This is a genomic window from Tunturiibacter psychrotolerans, assembly GCF_051013365.1.
Classification (GTDB): domain Bacteria; phylum Acidobacteriota; class Terriglobia; order Terriglobales; family Acidobacteriaceae; genus Edaphobacter; species Edaphobacter psychrotolerans_A.
Genome location: NZ_CP132941.1, coordinates 5,530,286 through 5,549,118 on the forward strand (window position 1 = coordinate 5,530,286; position 18,833 = coordinate 5,549,118).

Consider the following 18,833-nt stretch of genomic DNA (forward strand, 5'->3'; position numbering starts at 1 on the left):
GCATAAAATCGGATCCTCACGGCGGACTCTTGGCGGAGACCGCGAGGACCTAAGAACCACTCCCGGCTAAACTACGGGCTCCTCCGCTGAAGGCCCCCTTGTCCGCAAAGATTTAACCGTCACGATGGCGAACGGTTCTCTCCGCCCAGCCAAAAGACGAAACTTGCACTTTTTTCGAGGCTTGGTCAATGAACGCTGCAACAAACCTTTTACCGAGATCCAACCATATCCTCTGTTCTCTGCTCCTGATACTGCTCTCCGCACTCGTCCCGAGCGCGGACGCACAGCAATCTCGCCCGACGCATGGCGCAATATCAGCACAAGACCTCGCAAAGCGCTCCACTCCTGCCGCGACCGGCTCCGACACCGCCGACCAGGTCTGCGCACGCTTCTCTACGGGCTCCGTCGTCTCCGCGCCGCCTGAGTTAAAAAGCCAGAATGGCGTCCTCGAAGTCACCATGCAGTTCCTCGCCACGACTGACTCGCAGGGCCTCCTCCGCTACTGCTACGTCACCAGCACAGGCCTTGAAGCCCCGACTCTCCGCGTGAATCCCGGCGATCAGCTCATCATTCACTTCCAGAACAACCTACCCGCAAACCTGACTCCCCCCACCCCCGCCAACATGGCCGGCATGAACATGACCCTCTCCGCGAAGGCGACGCCAGCCATCAGCACCAGCAGCGCCTGCAACGGAGCCATGTCCCCCGCGGCCACCAACATCCACTTCCACGGCACCAATGTTGCTCCCGTATGCGGGCAGGACGAAGTAATCCACACCCTCGTCGCGCCGGGCCAATCCTTCGACTACAACGTCCAGATCCCAGCCAACGAGCCCCCCGGCCTCTACTGGTACCACCCTCATCCGCACGGCTTCAGCGAAGGCCAGGTCCAGGGCGGCGCCACCGGCGCACTCATCGTCGAAGGCCTGCAGAACGTCAACCCCTCCCTCGCCGGCCTGACCGAGCGCACCTTCGTCCTGCGCGATCAGCTTCTCCCCAACTCCGAGCTCGACGACGCCAACATTCCCGCATGGGACCTCTCGATTAACTACGTCCCCGTCACCTATCCCGGCTACAGCCCCGCGGTCATACAAACCAACCCCGGCCAGCAGGAGCTATGGCGCGTAGCCAACACCGGCGCAGACACCATCTTCAACCTGCAGTACCTCGTCAACGGAACACCCCAGCCAGTCCAGATCGTCGCCATCGACGGCTACCCCATCGCCGCAGGCAGCAGCGGCCAGCAATCCGAAAGCGAAACCAGCATCCTCCTCCCTCCAGGCTCACGCGCTGAGTTCGTCATCACCACGCCGAATCTCGGCGACAAAGCACAGCTGGTCACGCAGTACTGGAATACCGGGCCAGACGGTGACTTCGATCCCGCGCGCCCCATCGCAAACATCGTCAGCCAGACCGGCGTCGAAAGCTCTTCCGTCACTCCAGCCGCAAAGCATCTCCCCTCAAAGTCCGTAGCAGCCAAAGTAACCCGCTTCGCCGCACTCGCCAGCGCAACCCCCATCGCACAACGCAATCTCTACTTCTCCGAGACGCTCCTCGACCCAACCAACCCGCTCAGCCCTACCACCTTCTTCATCACCGAAGTAGGCCAGACCCCCACCGTCTTCACCATGGACCATCCACCCAACATCACCGTCCACTCCGGCACCGTCGAAGACTGGGTCGTCGAGAACCGCGCCCAGGAAGATCACATCTTCCACATCCATCAAATCCACTTCCAGGTTCTTGAGGTCAATGGCCAGCCCGTCAACGACCCCGCCATCCGCGACACCGTCGACATTCCCTACTGGAACGGCAGCGGCCCCTATCCCAGCGTCAAGGTCCGCATGGACTTCCGCGACCCCAACATCATCGGAACCTTCGTCTACCACTGCCACATTCTCGAGCACGAAGACGGCGGCATGATGGGCGAGATCCTCGTCCTGCCCGGCGGCTCAGCCTCCACCACCTCAGCCGCCGCATCGGCAACCAGCGTTAGCCCCAACGGAAACATCACCCTCACCGCCAACGTAGCCGATGCAGCCACCGGCGCCGCAAAGCCAACCGGCCTCGTACAGTTCGAGCTCAACGGCCTCAACGTCGGCAATCCCGTGCCGCTCGTCAACGGAAAGGCCGTCCTCTCTACTCCGATCAACGGAGTCGTGGGCACCAGCAACCTAACCGCCTTCTACCAAGGCGACGCCACATACACCGAATCGCTCTCCGCAGCCATCCCGATCACCATCGCCACCTTCGCCCTGTCGTCACCCGGCACCACAGCTCCCCTTGGCTCTGCCGCCATCGCTCCCATCAACGTCGACGTCGCCACCAACTACACCGCACCCATCGCCTTCACCTGCACCATGCCATCGACCCTCACCGAGTCCGCCTGCTTCGTCAATCCCAACTCGATGACCGGCACCGGCCAAGCCTCTCTCACCGTCAACACCACTCCCTCTCACCCGCTAAGCAGCTCGAGACCGAAGACTCCCGGCTGGCTCGCCGCAGGCGGCGGTAGTACCTTCGCCTGTCTCTTCCTGCTAGCCCTGCCACGTCGCAGAACCCGCTCTCAGGCCATGCTCGCCTTCATCACAACAGCAGCTCTCACCGCCGCACTCTTCATGGCCATCGGATGCAGCGGCTCCGCAGGAACTGACCCCGGCACAGCAAAAGGAACTTACACCGTCGTAGTCACCGGCACTTCAGGCACCGGAGCCTCAGCAATCCAGACCACAGTCAACGTACCCGTCACCATCCAGTAGACGCATTCACTCATTGCGCGGTTAGAAAGATCAGGAGAGAAGTAATGTTGAGCAAGTTCGGTCGTCTCGGTTTCGGTATCAGCAAGGCTTTCTGCATCGTTGCCGTTCTCTGTGCCTCCATCGCCTGGGCCAGCGTCGCAGGAAGCGTCTCCGGCACCGTCAAAGACCCCTCCGGCAGAGTCGTTCCCAAGGCCGAGATCACAATCCTCGAGACCAGCACAGGCCTCTCCTACCACGCCACCGCCAACAGCAAAGGCTATTACACCCTTCCCGTCCTGCCCGTCGGCCATTACGAACTCGAAGCCCAATCCCCCGGCTTCCGCAGCTACCAGCGCAAAGACATCGTCCTCGACACCGACGCATCCCTCACCATCGACGTCGCCTTCGAGCTAGGCAGCGTCAAGGAAACCGTCAGCGTCACCGACGACACCGTCCACGTCGAAACCATCAGCACACAAATGGGCGAGGTCATCACAGGCCGCCAGATGACAGCGGTCCCGCTCAACGGCCGCAGCTACACCGACCTCCTCTCCCTCCAGGCTGGCGTCGCTCCCGCCACCTCCATCACCTCCAGCACCGTGCAGGACGTAGGCGCCACCATCCTCAATCCCTCCGGCACCCTCAACCCCGGCACCGTCTCCGTCAACGGCCAGAACGAATTCGCCAACTACTTCAGCGTCAACGGCAGCGACGTCGAAGAAGACGTCAACGGCGGCACCGCCATCGTCCCCAACCTCGACGCCATCTCCGAGTTCCGCATCATCACCAGCAACTTCGACGCCGAGTACGGCGAATTCAGCGGTGGTCAGATCAGCGTCATCACCAAGTCCGGCACTAACGCCTTTCACGGCAGCGCCTTCGAGTTCCTCCGCAACACCGACCTCGACGCCCGCAACTACTTCTCCCCCACGCGCGGCGCCTTTCGCCAAAACCAGTTCGGTGGAACCTTCGGCGGCCCAGTTCACAAGGACAAAGCCTTCTTCTTCATCGACTATCAAGGCACACGTCAAACCCAGGGCGTCGACACAGGAAACATCAGCGTCCCCTCCACCGCCGACCGCACCGGCAATCTCTCAGACTTCACCAACGGTCCCGGTGGAAATATGTTGAGCGGAGCGGTAGGCGGCCCCTACTTCGCAAACCTCCTCACCCAAAAACTAGGCTACGGCGTAACCTCAGGCGAGCCCTACTACGTCCCAGGCTGCACCAGCTCCGTGCAATGCGTCTTCCCCAACGCCGTCATCCCGCAACGCGCCTGGTCAGTGCCCGCGCAAAGACTCCTCCAATACATTCCCGCACCCAACACCGCCTCCGGCACCTTCGCCACCTCATCTTTCAACCAAACCGTCCGTGATGACAAAGCCGGAGCACGCTTCGACGTCAACACCCGCATCGGACTCATCTCTGCCTACTACTTCATCGATGACTTCAATCTCGACGACCCCTACCCCGTCGCGCAAAGCGGCGCCAGCGTCCCCGGCTTCGACGCACTCACCACCGGCCGCGCCCAACTCTTCTCTCTCGGCGACACCAAGACCTTCAGCGCCTCGTCGGTCAACGAATTTCACCTCAGCTTTATGCGCAACCTCACCAACCTCGGCCAGCCCATCGGCGGTCGCAACGTAAGCCTCGCCTCCCAGGGCTTCGTCAACCCCGACGGCAGCACCAGCATCGTCCCGCTCGACCCCAAAGGCCAGAGCGTCATGAACCTCAACTTCAACGGCTACTCCACCGGTGCCGCCGCCAATCAACTCATCCAGACCAACAACACCTACCAGGTCTCCGACGTCTTCTCGAAGGTCATCGGCCGGCACACCCTCAAATTCGGCGGCGAGTTCCACGCCGACCAGGTCAACGGCACTCCCATCGCACAGTTCAACGGAAACTTCGTCTTCACCGGCACTGAAACCGGAGTCGACTTCGCCGACTTCCTCATCGGCGTTCCCAGCCAGTACAACCAGAGCCAGCTCAATCCCTTCTACGCCCGCAACAAATACGCAGGCCTCTTCGCGCAGGATAGCTTCCACGTCCTCCCGAACCTCACCTTCAACTACGGCCTCCGTTGGGACCGCGTCACACCATGGAGCGAGCGCTACAACCAGATCTCCACTTTCGTCGCCGGCGCGCAATCCACCGTCTTCCCCGGCGCGCCTCCAGGAATCCTCTACCCCGGTGACCCCGGAATCCCCGACACTCTCGCTCCCATCAGCAACCGCAGCTTCGCCCCGCGCGTAGGTCTCGCATGGTCTCCACAATCTGATTCAAGCTTCCTCCAAAAAATCCTCGGCGCCCCCGGATCCACCAGCATCCGCGCCAGCTATGGCAACTTCTACACCGCGATCCCCGCGCTCTCCATCGGCGTCCTCGCCGCCAACGCACCCTACGGCACCACCTACACCAGCCCCGCGCCGCCATTGTTCGCAACCCCGTTCACCACCGCAGCCAGCGGCCAGAACAACGGCCAGCCCTTCCCCTACACCTTTGCCCCGCTCAACTCCTCGCGCAGCAACCCCGACCCCAACATCAACTGGAGCGCCTTCACACCCATCGAAGGCATCCCCGGCTACGACATCCACAACAAGATCCCCTACACCGAGGAGTGGGTTCTCTCCATCGAACGTCAGCTTGGCCCCAACACCGTCTTCAGCGCCAGCTATCTCGGCACCTCCAGCCACCGCCAGCTCGTCCTCATCGAACCCAACCCCGGCAACCCCGCACTCTGCCTCAGCCTCAGCCAACCCAGCCAGGTCCAACCCGGCACCCCAACCTGCGGCCCCCTCGGCGAAGACACCGTCTACTTCCCCATCGGCGGCGGCCAAGTCAACGGAACCCGCGGCCCCCTCGGTTCGAACTTTGGCAGCAACGCTCTCCAGTCCACCATCGGCCACGCCAACTACAACGCGCTCGAACTCAGCGCCCGCCACACCAGCGGCCGTCTCGAGTTCTCCGTCGCCTACACCTACGGCAAATCGCTCGACCAGTCCTCGAACCTCGGCGAAGAGGTCAACCCCTTCAACCCCTCGCTCAGCTACTCCATCTCATCCTTCGACGTGAAGCATAACTTCGTCATCAGCTACGAATATCAACTCCCCTTCGATCAGCTCCTTCATCCCAACCGCCTCACCAATGGCTGGTCGCTCTCCGGCATCACCCACTTCGCCACCGGCTTCCCCATCACCGTCATCAACAACGGCGACAACTCGCTCATCGGAACCAATCCCAACGGCATTAACAACAGCAGCATCGACGAGCCCGACTTCAACGGCGGCTCCCTGAAGCTCAACCACAATCCCCGCAACGGCAACAGCTACTTCGACACCACCACCTTCAGCATGAACGCGCTCGGCACACCAGGCACTGCAAAGCGCCGCTTCTTCTACGGTCCCGGCACCGACAACTTCGATATGGCGATCGGCAAAAGAACCGCCATCACCGAATCTAAGGCGTTGCTCTTCCGCGTAGAGGCCTTCAACGTCTTCAACCACACCCAGTTCAGCGGTCCTTCATCAGTCGACGGCGACATCGGCAGCTCAACCTTTGGCGACGCCATCAGCGCAGCTCCTCCCCGCATCCTGCAAGGCGCAGCAAAATTCACTTTTTGATTGCGACCAACGGGAGCACCCCATAAACAAGCACCACCCAAACAAGGTACACAAGTCACGAAGTGACCGCCCCACGCGCAGTGGGCCCGTCCGGCAGGACACCTCTCCGATATCACAAGCGAAGCAGTGATATCGGAGAGACAACTCACAAAGCCTTATTCATAGCCTCAATCAACTCATCCACCCCAGACACCGGCGGCTGACATCCCTTCGCCGTGCAAACCACAGCAAAGCTACCCTCGCCACCCAACCCCGGCAGATGCGGCAGCGTCTCCGCTAGCGAGGGAGGCAGCGCAGCAAGCTGATCCCTCCGCAGCCGAATCACACTCTTATTCACCGCATACCGCGCCAACGCCACGGCCTCAAGCCTTCTCGCCGCAGCATCGTCCCCAATCACACAGACCTCCACGGCCCGCAGCACCATCCTCTGCAGCGCCAGACCATAGCTCGCCGCATACAACCCAAAGTGCTCCACAACACCAGCAAAAGTCTCGAGCGTCTCCAGTGCCTTCACCGCATAATCTGCCCGCCCATTCAACGCCTCCAGCCGCAACAGCAGCGCCGCTCCCACAGGATTCCCCGCAGGCGTAGGCGAGTCCTGCAGCGGCTTCCTGCGCGTCACAAGTGCCCCCAACCTCGTCTCACCCTCAGCCGCACTCTCCGTATCGAAGAACGCGCACCCGACCGGATCATAAAACTTCATCAGCGCGCTCTCCATAATCGCCTCAGCCGCCGTGTAGTACCGCAACTCCCCAGTCAGCTCCCACGCATCGAGTGCCGCATGCCCCAAAAACACATAGTCATCCAGCACCCCAGCCACCCGTGCCCCACTCCCACCCTGCTCTCCATACGCGACCACATGCGCCAGACCAGCCTTCGCATCCCAGGCCTCCGCCAGCACGCGGTCCAGCGACTTCAACGCGAACGCCCGCACCTCCGGCATGTCGAGCACGCGCCCCGCCTCCACATAGGCCGAGATCATCATTCCATTCCAGCCCACATAGATCGTCTTATCCACAAACGGCGTAGGCCGCTTCAGCCGAGCGGCATACAACTTCGCCTTCGCCGCATCCAGACGCTCCTTCGCCACCTCGAGCGTAATCGCATTCGCCTTAGCCACACCCTCCAGCGTGCCCCGCACATGCAGAACATTCTTCGCCGGGTTGTGATGCATATCGCCTATCTCACCGATGTCGTAATACGCACTCGCAACGGCAATCTCTTCATCGGTCAGCACCGCAGCAGCCTCATCGCGAGTCCACGTAAAGTAGTCGCCATCATCTTCCAGCGAGTAGTCTGCATCCTGCGAAGCATAGAATCCTCCCCGCTCGCGGTCGCTCAGCCACTCATCAATCCACTGAATCATCTCCCGCGCCACCCGCGCCGCGTCCGGCTCAACAAACGTCTGAAACGCGTGTACATAGTTCTTCAGCAGCTCGCTGTTGTCATACGACATCTTCTCGAAGTGCGGCACCACCCACCGCTCATCCACCGAGTAGCGATGAAATCCCCCCGCCAGATGGTCATAGATGCCACCCCGTGACATCTTCTGCAACGTCACCATCGCCGCCGTCTTCGCCGCTTCACGCCCATCCTCCGCTCCTACCGTCGACACCCGCGACGCCACATCCAGCAAAAGATCGATCGCCCCCGAATGCGGAAACTTCGGCTGCGATCCAAACCCACCCGACCGCGAATCAAACTGCTTCAACGTCGACGCGACCAGCTTCGCCACCAATTCCGGCCCCGGATTCCCACTCCTTCCCATAAACGATTCGTTATGCTCAATCGCCGCCATCACGCTTCCGGCCGATTCATTCACTTCATCGCGCCGATTCTGAAACGCCTCCGCCATCGTCAGCAGTACCCGCTGAAATCCCGGCCGGCCATGCTGATCCGCCGGAGGAAAATACGTCCCTCCAAAGTAAGGCTTCCCCTCAGGAGTCAAAAACGCAGTCAACGGCCACCCACCCTGCCCACTGATCGCAGACACCGCCGCCTGATACCGCGTATCCACATCCGGCCTCTCATCGCGATCCACCTTCACCGCAATAAAGTGATCGTTGATGATCTTCGCCGTAGCTGCACTCTCATACGACTCGCGATCCATCACATGACACCAGTGACACCAAACCGCACCAATATCCAGCAGAATCGGTTTATCCGCAGCCTTGGCCTTCTCAAATGCGGCCTCGCCCCACTCCTGCCACTCCACCGGCTGATGCATCGCAGACCGCAGATACGCCGAAGCAGCCTTCGCCAACGCATTCAAGTACACACTGATCTCTTCAGAACTCTCATGACCCATAGAACATTAGTCTAGTCGAACTTCCAATTCGATATGAATCGAGACTCCGGCCAGTCGATACCATCGCGCAACGAACTCCGGTGCATCGCTCAAGATCGCGAACGCCTCCTCAAGCACCTTCTCTGCTCCCGTGTTATCAGCACCGATTTGCTCGCTCGGGAATGTTTTTTGACCGAGCGAAAAACGAACTAAGCCAATCTGCTTGGTCGCGATAACAAACCGCATCCTACGGAGCACGGCAGTTTGTGTCACCGAGGGCCATGCATGCGTACAAAGATCGGTCTGTTGATGCTCTCCTCCACCCTGGTCGCATCAAACATTACGGGCCACGCTGACACCTACAACTTCATCCTCATAGCCGCAGCAACCCCCACCACCCAAGAACCCACCTTCAACATCGGAACGCCCACTGGCAAGCCAGATCCACGCATCCCATCTGCCATCGATCTCACCAGCGTCACAACTTCGGGTCAGGACTATGGATTAGAGGGCGTCATTCTCCTCGAGATCGACCACCACACCAACGCCCACAACGATCTTCTCGACATTCATCCGAACGCGCAGCATATCGACTCCGAGAAAGACCTTCTCTATCTCGACAGCTCCTTCGGAATCAGCCCCGCTCATCTCTATGACAATGACGGCTACCCCGCGAAGGTCTTTGACCCGCACACCCCATTCACCATTGGCGTCTCGCGCATCACCCCCATCGCAATTCCCGAACCATCCAGTCTCATGATGCTCGGCATCGGCATCCTGAGCCTCGCAGCAATAGCCCGCAGAAGATTCCGCCGCCTCTAGCTTCCCCCGTAAATCCAAACTGTGCCCACCTCACCGCAATCGCCTCATGAAAAGCGAAAGGGCCCGAGCCGCAGCCCGAACCCTCTCTTCTACCATCCACCGTCCTCTACTGTGGCGGAGCCACATCAATCGGTTTCGGTGCCTCAGGACCCTTTGGAGCCGTCAACCCCGGAATCACAGGTGCTGGCATTCCCGCTCCACCTCCAGCCGCCTGCACGGCAGATTCGATACTGATTCCATACCGGTCCAGCGTATTGGCCAGCAGCTGAAACAGCTGCGCCCGGTCTCGTGCATACGCCGCCGTTGCAGAGATCGAATTGTTCTCCGCCGTTGCCAGGTTCCTCGCCTGCTGCAACACATTCGCAGTCGTTGACGCGCCCAGCCTGTACTTCTTCTGCTCAGCATCCAGGCTCTGCGCCGCGAAGTCACGCGCCGCCTGTGCCGCCTGTACCTGCGCCCGGTCGTTCGTCAACGCGTACTGCTGGTTCGTCACCTGGATGCGAATCAGCGTATAAAGCTGCTGCAACCGCATCTCCGACTGCCGATACTCCATCTGCGACCGTGCCTGGTCAGCCTGCGCGGTTCGGTTTCGTATTGGAATCGTCATATTCACACCAACACCCTTATCCGGCGCGTTGTTGTTGAACGTATTTTGAAAAACGTCGCCATAACCAACCGAAGGAAACGTTCCTGGAGCATAAGGCGCATTCGTATTGAAATTAATCGCATTTGGATTCTGAGCACCCCCCAACGCGCTGCCACCATAGAACGCATACGCATCGACGATCGGCAGCAATCCGTTCTTGAACGCCTTGATCGTGATCTCGTTGTTCTTCATGTTCAACACCGCCTGCTCAATCTGCGGGTTGTTGGCATAAGCCACCTTCACCAGATCCTCAACCTGCAGGTCCTCTTCCGGCAGTCTGTCCAGAGCCACGCGGTCAGTCGGAATCACCGGCGCCTGCGACAGTGCCGGATCGTTCAGGTTCCGCACAATCGCCTGCTTCATCAACAACTGCTGATACTCAAGGTTCGTCTTCGAAGCCACAAGAGCCTGTTTGTCGCTCGCCACCGCGCTATCCGAGTTAACCACATCCAGCGGAGCCAGCGTACCAATCTCCAACTGCTTCCGGTTGTCCGAGGTCAACTGCGACGACTGCGCCAACTGACGCTCTTTCGCCTGCTCATCTTCGTACGCGCTCACCAGCGCCCAGTAGATGTTCTCCACCTGGTTGATCGTATACAGCACCTGCTGCCGAAATGCCGAGTCAGTAATCCGCCGGTCATTCTTGGCCTGCACGATAAAACGTCCGTTCACGCCCCAGCCGAACCCCTGCAACAGATGCTGCGTCGCCGTAGCGCGAAAGCTCGTCGTCAACGAAGGGCTATAGTTGCTAAACGGATTGTCCGTCGTCACGCGAGTATTGTTGAAGCCCACCGTCAACTGCGTGCCGGTCAAAAACCCCTGAGCATAATTAAAGTTGTACGTCGCCGTATCCGTAGTCAACACATTCAATCCACCGCTGAACAGCGTGTTCAGCTGTGGCGCCGTCGACGCCTCGTACTCCAGTTGTCCCGTAAGCACCGGGTCCAGATTCTCCGGCAACGGTCCGCCGCCGTTGGTGCTCACAACGATTCCACCCACACCTGTACCACCGCCACCCACGCCCGCCGACGTCGCACCCGGTCCGCCGCCCGTCGTAATCGTCGTCGTCGTTCCGCCAATCGTATTCGTCAACAGACCCGTCGACACACCGCGAAGCGACGATCCCGCCTTCGCACGCAGCAGGTCCGTATCCGCAATATCCAGATTGATCCGCGAGATCGCAATATCGTAGTTATTCTGCAGCGTCAGCGTCACCGCATCCGCCAGGCTCAGATAAATCTTCCCATCCCTCAACAAATTGCCCAACGTCGTGTTCCCCATCGAGAAGGTAGGAACATTAATCGGCGTGTACGGAGCAATCGGATTCCAGATATGGCTCTTCGGCTTCGTGTAGTCGACGGCCGTTGGACGCATAAACAGCGGCTCGGTTGGCTTCGGCTGCGGAGCCTGCGGCAGCCCTGGCGTTCCCGTCGTGTCATTCACCACCGCCTGCGGCTGGGCTGGCGTCGTCGGACTACTCTGCGTCTGCTGGGACCATCCCGGCTGTGTGCACAGACTCATCAGCAGCAACGAAATGCTCGCCGCCCCCTGCATATTCTTTGATCTCACGATTCGCTCTCCAACTCTTTCCTGAAACCTCTCGATGTTTTACCGGCAATGCCCGGCGCTTCACCGGACTCACAGCCTTCCCAACCCCGCACCAAAACGCGAGGGTCAGTCTCGCAACCAGATTTTGCAGTCTCGCTAAGATTTTGCAGTTCTACTCAGACGCGCAGCACCTTCCCAACGACTCTTAAAGACAACGGACACGTAAACCTACCTGGAAAAATCCTGCTGACCAGGCATCGCTTTTCAAAAGCTCTGCTTAGGTTGAGCACAGATACGCACTCATCGCTCGCTTCGTTCCCAACATCTGCGGCAAATGTTCATTCCGGATACGATGCGCCAAGTATATCAACCCCATACCCTTACCCCTAGCCCGCGACCTCGGTCGTTGGAATCTCGCACTCGCTTCTGTCTGCCTTTGCCTTTTTTTGTTGTCATCCCCGCAGGGGATCTGCGGTTGTCCTTGTCTCTGCCGTTCCCATTCTCCGAAGTCATTCCGCACCCAGAAAATCTGCGGTCGTTGTCGTCTTCGAACCGATAACAAAGCCGTCATTTCGACCGGAGCCGCTCACGGTCCCATCGTGAACGGCGCAGTGGAGAAACCACCCCATCTCGTATTCGTCGTTGCCTTTGTCGTTCTGCACTTGGCCCTGCCATTTCCGCCAGCTGAACTTGATAACCTCATCCCCACCCACCAACCGTGATACCGTCCAAAGCAGCCCATGCCTCACTGGAAGACAATCCTCACTTACGACGGAAGCCCCTACAACGGCTGGCAGATTCAACCAGCCCTCCCCACCGTTCAGGGAACACTCGCTCAGGCAATCCACCGCATCACAGGCGAAACCGTCCTCCCCCAGGGCTCAGGCCGCACCGACACCGGAGTCCACGCCCTAGCCCAGGTCGCCACCTTCTCCCTCACCGCACCCATCCCCGCCGCCAACCTTCATCGCGCCCTCAACCGCGCCCTTCCCCCCAGCATCCGCATCCTCTCCGTCGAGCCCGTCTCCGAAGACTTCCACGCCCGCCACAGCGCACGTCGCAAAACTTACGAGTACCGCATCCTCCCCTGCAAATCCCATCCCGAAGACCGTATCTGCCCACCGATGCTCGCTCCCTACGTCTGGGCCTACCGCTTCCCTCTTGAACTTGCCCCTCTCCAAAAAGCCGCCGCCCACATCCTCGGCACGCATGACTTCACCTCCTTCGCCGCCGTCGACCCCGACCTCACCACCCGAACCAGATCGCAGCAGGAAACCGCACCGGCAGAATCAACCAGCACGCACACACCCGCTCCCAAAGGCATCTTCACCCACACGCCCGTTCCGGAACGCGTCGTCCCGAAGAGCGTCGTCACGAACGACCTTTCCGCTTCCGCTAAAAAAAGTACTGTCATTTCGACCGTAGTCGGCGAACTTGCCGACGAAGTGGAGAAACCCGCTTCTCTCACTCCCATCCCCACCGACAACACCCGCACCATCTTCCACTCCGCCTGGCATCAACGCGAAGACCTCCTCATCTATCGCGTCACCGGCTCCGGCTTCCTCCACCACATGGTCCGCAACCTCGTCGGCACCTTCGTCGAAACCGCCACCCGCCTCGACCCCAACGTCATCCCTAAAATCCTCGCTGCCCGCAACCGCTCCGCCGCCGGCCCCACCGCCCCCGCCCGCGGCCTCTTCCTCGTCGAGGTCGAGTACTGATGCCCGCCACAGTCAACGCCCAGCGCCGCATCGCTCGCCTAGCCACTCTAACCGCAGTCCACCGAGCCTTTCACTGGCTGCACCTCCACCAGCCGCAGCTTCGCCAGTGGCAACTCGAACTAGTCCGCATCCCCGCCCCACCCTTCGGCGAATCCGCCCGCGCCGCCTGGTTTCTCGACCGCTTCCGCGACCTCGGCCTCACCAACATCCACCTCGACGACGCCGGCAACGCCCTGGCCGAACTCCAACCCGACGCAACTCCTGCTTCACCTCCCATCAATAACGTCATCTCGGCCGAAGCGGCGGACAGTCTCACCGTCCGCCGCGAAGTGGAGAGACCCCCGTATTTCGCTCAACCCGCCATCGCCTCATCAAACAGCCAACCCGGCGAAACCCGTCCCTGCATTCTCCTCTCCGCCCACCTCGACACCGTCTTCCCCGCCGACACCCCCATCGATCCCATCGAAGCCCCCGACTCCCCCCGCATCTTCGCCCCCGGCATCTGCGACAACGCCGCCGGCCTCACCGCTCTCCTCGCCATCGCCGCCGCCCTCCGCCACGCCAACATCACCCCACCCATCCCCATCCTCTTCGCCGCCAACGTAGGCGAAGAAGGCGAAGGCGACCTTCGCGGCATGCGTCATCTCTTCGAGCGCGGCCCCTACCGCACCCGAATCGCCGCCGCCCTCGTCCTCGAAGGCGGAGGCACCTCCGCCGCCATCACCCGAGCCCTCGGAAGCCTGCGCTTCCGTGTCACCATCACCGGCCCCGGCGGCCACTCCTGGGCCGACGCCGGCACCCCCAACCCCATCCTCCTCCTCAGCCGCGCCCTCGCCCAGATCTCCAATATGAACCTCCCCACCGACCCCCTCCTCACCCTCAACGTCGGCCACATCTCCGGCGGCACCTCCATCAACTCCATCCCCGAGTCCGCCTCCGCCCTCCTCGACCTCCGCTCCACCGACCCCACCCAACTCGTCTCCGCCGCCACCGAAGTCCACCAGATCTTCGACGACATCGTCACCACACATTCCACCACCAACACACCACTAAAACTCCACATCGAGACCATAGGAAACCGTCCCGCCGCTACCCTCCCCGACGACTCCCCCATCCTCCACACCCTCCGCGCCGTCGACCGCCACCTCGTCCTCCGCACCGAACTCCGCCTCGGCTCCACCGACGCCAACATCCCCCTCTACCGCGGCATCCCCGCCCTCGCCCTAGGCAGCGGCGGCACCGGCGGCGGCATCCACACCCTGCAGGAGTGGTACGACCCCACCGGCCGCGAAGCCGCCCTCCGCCGCATCCTCCTCACCCTCCTCGACACCCTCCAAACCACCGCCGACCAACTCCCTGTTCACGAGGACTAAGTTGAAGACTCAGCTTCGAAACACCACCGCCCCTCGCATCCTCCGTACAACGGCACTCGCCGCCTTCCTCACAACCCATATCACCGCTGCAATCGCCCAGCGCCCAACCCCACCCACCCGCGACCCTCACACCAGCGGATACGTCGCAGCAACCGAGCTGCCCGACGGTGCCATACCCTCACCCCACGCGGACGGCAACTTCATCCTCGGGCCAACCCACACCCCCGCGCCCGAGACTTCTCCCCAGCCGAACGTCCCGCAAGGAAACATCTACGAGTTCACCATGAGCTCCGCCGACAGCAAGCTCTACCCCGGCATCGCCCGCGACCCCGGCACCTTCGGCACTCCCGACCCCAAAGACCCAGCCAAACTCATCGTCACCACCAGCCGCCCCGCGCCCTACACCCGGCACGTAGCCGTCTACGTCCCGCAACAATATGTACCCGGCACCACCGCACCGTTTATCGTCGGCGCCGACGGACCCGACAGCACCCTCTTCACCACCATCAATAACCTCATCGCACAGCACCGCATTCCCGTCATGATCGCCATCTCCATCGGCAACGGCAGCGGCGACGCACAAGGCAGCGAACGCGGCCTCGAATACGACACCATGTCCGGCCGCTACGCCGAGTTTGTTGAGACCGAAGTCCTCCCTCTCGTCGAGAAGCAATATCACGTCAAACTCACCAAAGATCCCGACGGTCGCGCAACCATGGGCGGCAGCTCCGGAGGCTCATGCGCTCTCATCATGGCCTGGTATCGCCCCGAGCTCTACCACCGCGTCCTCACTTACTCCGCCACCTACATCAATCAGCAGTGGCCATCCAACCCGGACACCCCCCACGGCGCATGGGAGTTCCACGAACACCTGATCCCGAACACTCCACCCAAACCCATCAGAATCTGGATGGAGGTAGGCGACCGCGACCTCTTCAACCCCAACATCATGCGCGACGACATGCACGACTGGGTTCTTGCCAACGAACGCATGGCCAAAGTGCTGGCGGCCAGGGGATATCACTATCAATTTGTCTTTGCCAAAGACGCCGGCCACGTTGACCACGCCGTAAAACAACAAACGCTGCCCGAAGCTCTCGAGTACCTATGGCAGGGCTACCCCATCACCAAATCGAAGAACTGACTCCCACTTCCACCCAAGCTGGTCACAGCTCACCACGAGCAGCGAAGCGGACACCCCCCACGTTCGTCGCGTTTCAACCCAATCCAAATTTCTAAGCAACTTTTCGAACCTCGCCGGGTTTCCACCGCAAACACCGCAGAATTTCTCACGCTCGTCTTATAACGCACTCATGAGATTCACTCTTTGTGCCGATAACGTCGATAGCCGATTTAACACCCCGGAGGGGTGCAAATCGGCATGCACACTCGGTTCAGTCCACAGGAGGTGTGTCAATTTCAGTCACCAGAAAATTAAGACGCATACGCCAGAAATTAAGCTAACATCTTCGGCAACAAACTCGCTCTACATTCTGGCACGTCTCGAGATCAACCCCCGCGATCCGGCGAACCGAAGATGTAAGGCACACGGAATCCATCCCGTGTGATGAGGAGGCCCCCCATGAAACGCATCCTTGCCTCGTTGCTGCTTATTCTGCCCATCTCCATCGCAGGGGCGGAGCAGCTCATTCCAGCCGGATCCTCCATGCAATGCATGGTCTCCGACAAAATCTCTTCCAAAACCGTTCACCTCGGTGACGCCATCCTCTGCCAGGTCAGCCACGTCGAGATGTACGGCCGCTCCGTCTTCCCCTACGGAAGCTACCTCGTAGGCCACTTCGAAGACTACAAAGACCCCGGCCACTTCGTCGGCAAAGGCTGGATGGAGCTCAGATTTGACCGCATCGTCGTCGGAAACGACACCGTCATTCCCATCTCGACCCGCGTCATCGCATCCTCAGGAAAAAATCCAGTCGATTCCAACGGCAGAATCGTCGGAACCGGACACGCAACCCGCGACACCGTCGAGTGGCTCATCCCCGTCCTCTGGCCCCTCGACCTCATCAACCTCCCGCGCCGCGGCCCCTATCCGGTCCTGAAGCCTGAGACCCGTCTCACCGTCAAACTCCTCGACGACGTAGGCATCCCCACCAAGTCTGAGGTCCAACACCAGCCCGAGATGATCTCCCGCTTCAACTACGCGGATCCAACCCCCGCCGTCCAGCAGCAGCCCGCACCGGTCGAACGATCCTACCCTCAGCCGGTCCAGCAGTCCTACGCGCCTGCGTACCCCCAGCAAAACCCCTCGGTAGTCGTAGTCCAGGCCCAGGCTCCCGCCCCAACCTACATCCAACAACCTGCTCCCGTCATCGTGCAACAACCACGCCCCGTCGTCTACGGCTACCCGCCGCCACCGCCCCCGTACGGCTACTACCCAACCCCCTACGGCTACTACCGCCCCTACTAGTCGCCTGAACACAATCTCCCTCCAGCGCCAAAGCCTCGATCGGATCATCTAACGATCGAGGCTTTGGCGTTTCGGGAAGAACAGACACTAACGCCCGGAATGGTCATGCGCGCTCGATTCGGCGCTCGCCAGCGAAACGGTCAGCACTTCTTCTGGTGGATGATGGGCGAATTCGTCCAGAACGACCTGCATCTGAATAAGAAGCTCCCGCGCCATCTCCAGCGTGAAGCCGTGGCGTATGAGAATCCGCTGGATCACCAGATCTTCGCGGTTGGGCGGCATCGAATACGCAGGAACCAGCCACCCTCGCTCACGCAATTGATCAGCGAAATCGTACAGAGTGAAGTTTGAAGTAGACGGATCCTTCAGCTCCCAGCACAGTCCGGGGATCCCGCCCTCCCCATCGTAAATAATCTTGAAGGGGCCAAATTCGGCGATCTTGCCCGCAAGATAGCGCCCCAACGCACTGCATTCCGTCTGGATCTCACGATAGCCCTCTTTGCCCAGGCGCAGAAAATTGTAGTACTGGCAGATAATATCGCCGCCTGGCCGCGAGAAGTTGAGCGCAAACGTTGGCATATTGCCGCCAAGATAATTGACGTCGAAGATCAGCTCTGTGGGCAGGTCCTGCTTCTCGCGCCACAGCGCCCAGCCCACGCCAAGCGGCGCGAGACCAAATTTGTGACCCGAAGCATTGATGGATTTCACCCGCGGCAGGCGAAAGTCCCAAAGAAGACCCGGCTGGATAAACGGCGCAAGAAAGCCGCCGCTCGCTCCGTCCACATGGATAGGGATGTCGAGTCCCGTCTCAGCCTGCAACTTGTCGAGCGCAAGGCTGATCTCGTGCACCGGCTCGTACTGCAGAGTAAACGTAACGCCCAGTGTGACGACAACGCCAATAGTATTTTCGTCGCAACGTTTCAGAACCTCCTCGGGCGTAAGCAGGAGACGATCGCCTTCCATGGGAACTTCGCGGATTTCGACATCGAAGTAGCGACAGAACTTGTGCCAGCAGACCTGAACCGGCCCCATAACAAGATTCGGCGCATCGATTGATTGTCCCTGAGCACGCCGGCGTTTGCGCCACTTCCACTTCAGGGCAAGCCCACCGAGCATCGCCGCCTCGCTTGATCCCGTAGTCGAGCAGCCAATGGTGCTCGCGGCCTCAGGAGAGTTCCACAGATCGGCGAGCATGTGAATGCAGCGCTCTTCAATCGCCGCGGTCTGCGGATATTCATCTTTGTCGATCATGTTCTTATCCGCGGACTCGTCCATCAGCTGCTTTACCTCCGGTTCGATCCAGGTCGTGCAGAAGGTAGCAAGATTTTGCTGCGAGTTGCCATCGAGGATGAGCTGATCGTGGATCGTCTGGTAGACAGTCTGCGGGTTCTGCTTCCCTTCCGGGAACACGTAAGTCTGGGTCTCATGGTCCAGAACATCGGACTCGACCTGATTGCTCGGGGCGGCTTTGAGTTCTTCGGTATCGTGCAATGCCATGATTTTTCTCCCGTCTTTCTGAAAGTCGAAGGTGTCTATACGCTGGTGAACAAAATGGAGAAGGAGTTGACGGACCGAACGCAAACCATCCTGCCGTACGATCTTCGAAGTTTGCCGTGGCGACCCTAATCTATCAGTCACAGGCTTTCA

At 60.3% G+C, this 18,833-nt stretch carries 13 protein-coding genes; 8 read left to right on the top strand and 5 right to left on the bottom strand.

Annotated elements, in window-relative coordinates:
• Positions 1–188: 188 nt before the first annotated feature.
• Both RBB76_RS23515 and RBB76_RS23520 read left to right on the top strand, forming a co-directional pair.
• The gene (locus tag RBB76_RS23515) at positions 189–2,759 is read left to right on the top strand and encodes a multicopper oxidase domain-containing protein (protein ID WP_429630663.1); all 2,571 of its coding nucleotides are present in this window, start codon (positions 189–191) and stop codon (positions 2,757–2,759) included.
• 44 nt (positions 2,760–2,803) lie between these two features.
• A complete protein-coding gene (locus RBB76_RS23520; protein WP_429630661.1) occupies positions 2,804–6,361 on the top strand; it encodes a carboxypeptidase regulatory-like domain-containing protein in 3,558 nt (1,185 codons plus the stop codon).
• A gap of 145 nt (positions 6,362–6,506) precedes the next feature.
• Here RBB76_RS23520 and RBB76_RS23525 read toward each other — a convergent pair whose 3' ends face one another.
• Both RBB76_RS23525 and RBB76_RS23530 read right to left on the bottom strand, forming a co-directional pair.
• On the bottom strand, positions 6,507–8,669 hold the full coding sequence (locus RBB76_RS23525; protein WP_429630659.1) for a thioredoxin domain-containing protein: 2,163 nt from the start codon (positions 8,667–8,669) through the stop codon (positions 6,507–6,509).
• A gap of 6 nt (positions 8,670–8,675) precedes the next feature.
• Positions 8,676–8,894: a hypothetical protein gene (locus tag RBB76_RS23530; RefSeq protein ID WP_429630658.1), complete on the bottom strand. Its 219-nt coding sequence runs from the start codon at positions 8,892–8,894 to the stop codon at positions 8,676–8,678.
• 39 nt (positions 8,895–8,933) lie between these two features.
• Between RBB76_RS23530 and RBB76_RS23535 the strand changes: the two genes are divergently transcribed.
• Positions 8,934–9,470 (top strand): PEP-CTERM sorting domain-containing protein, encoded by a 537-nt coding sequence (locus RBB76_RS23535; protein ID WP_429630656.1) that lies wholly within the window; start codon positions 8,934–8,936, stop codon positions 9,468–9,470.
• Positions 9,471–9,576: 106 nt separating this feature from the next.
• On the opposite strand, the gene RBB76_RS23540 is transcribed toward RBB76_RS23535, so the two are convergent.
• Both RBB76_RS23540 and RBB76_RS23545 read right to left on the bottom strand, forming a co-directional pair.
• Positions 9,577–11,670, bottom strand: coding sequence for a TolC family protein (locus RBB76_RS23540; RefSeq protein ID WP_429631154.1), 2,094 nt, complete (start codon positions 11,668–11,670; stop codon positions 9,577–9,579).
• A 503-nt stretch (positions 11,671–12,173) separates the two neighbouring features.
• A complete protein-coding gene (locus tag RBB76_RS23545) occupies positions 12,174–12,413 on the bottom strand; it encodes a hypothetical protein (RefSeq protein ID WP_429630654.1) in 240 nt (79 codons plus the stop codon).
• Between RBB76_RS23545 and RBB76_RS23550 the strand changes: the two genes are divergently transcribed.
• From RBB76_RS23550 to RBB76_RS23565, 4 genes are all read left to right on the top strand, one after another.
• Positions 12,405–13,385: a tRNA pseudouridine synthase A gene (locus RBB76_RS23550; protein WP_429630652.1), complete on the top strand. Its 981-nt coding sequence runs from the start codon at positions 12,405–12,407 to the stop codon at positions 13,383–13,385. The genes RBB76_RS23545 and RBB76_RS23550 overlap by 9 nt on opposite strands.
• Positions 13,385–14,758, top strand: a complete 1,374-nt coding sequence (locus tag RBB76_RS23555; RefSeq protein WP_429630650.1) for a M20/M25/M40 family metallo-hydrolase — start codon at positions 13,385–13,387, stop codon at positions 14,756–14,758. The genes RBB76_RS23550 and RBB76_RS23555 overlap by 1 nt, the downstream gene beginning before the upstream one ends.
• A gap of 1 nt (position 14,759) precedes the next feature.
• Positions 14,760–15,902, top strand: a complete 1,143-nt coding sequence (locus RBB76_RS23560; RefSeq protein WP_429630648.1) for an alpha/beta hydrolase — start codon at positions 14,760–14,762, stop codon at positions 15,900–15,902.
• 438 nt (positions 15,903–16,340) lie between these two features.
• Positions 16,341–17,186, top strand: coding sequence for a hypothetical protein (locus RBB76_RS23565; protein WP_429630646.1), 846 nt, complete (start codon positions 16,341–16,343; stop codon positions 17,184–17,186).
• Between the two features lie 87 nt (positions 17,187–17,273).
• On the opposite strand, the gene RBB76_RS23570 is transcribed toward RBB76_RS23565, so the two are convergent.
• On the bottom strand, positions 17,274–18,596 hold the full coding sequence (locus tag RBB76_RS23570; RefSeq protein ID WP_429631152.1) for a glutamate decarboxylase: 1,323 nt from the start codon (positions 18,594–18,596) through the stop codon (positions 17,274–17,276).
• On the opposite strand from RBB76_RS23570, the gene RBB76_RS23575 reads away from it, so the two are divergent.
• Positions 18,513–18,812: a hypothetical protein gene (locus tag RBB76_RS23575; protein ID WP_429631164.1), complete on the top strand. Its 300-nt coding sequence runs from the start codon at positions 18,513–18,515 to the stop codon at positions 18,810–18,812. The two genes, RBB76_RS23570 and RBB76_RS23575, sit on opposite strands and share 84 nt — an antisense overlap.
• Positions 18,813–18,833: the final 21 nt, after the last annotated feature.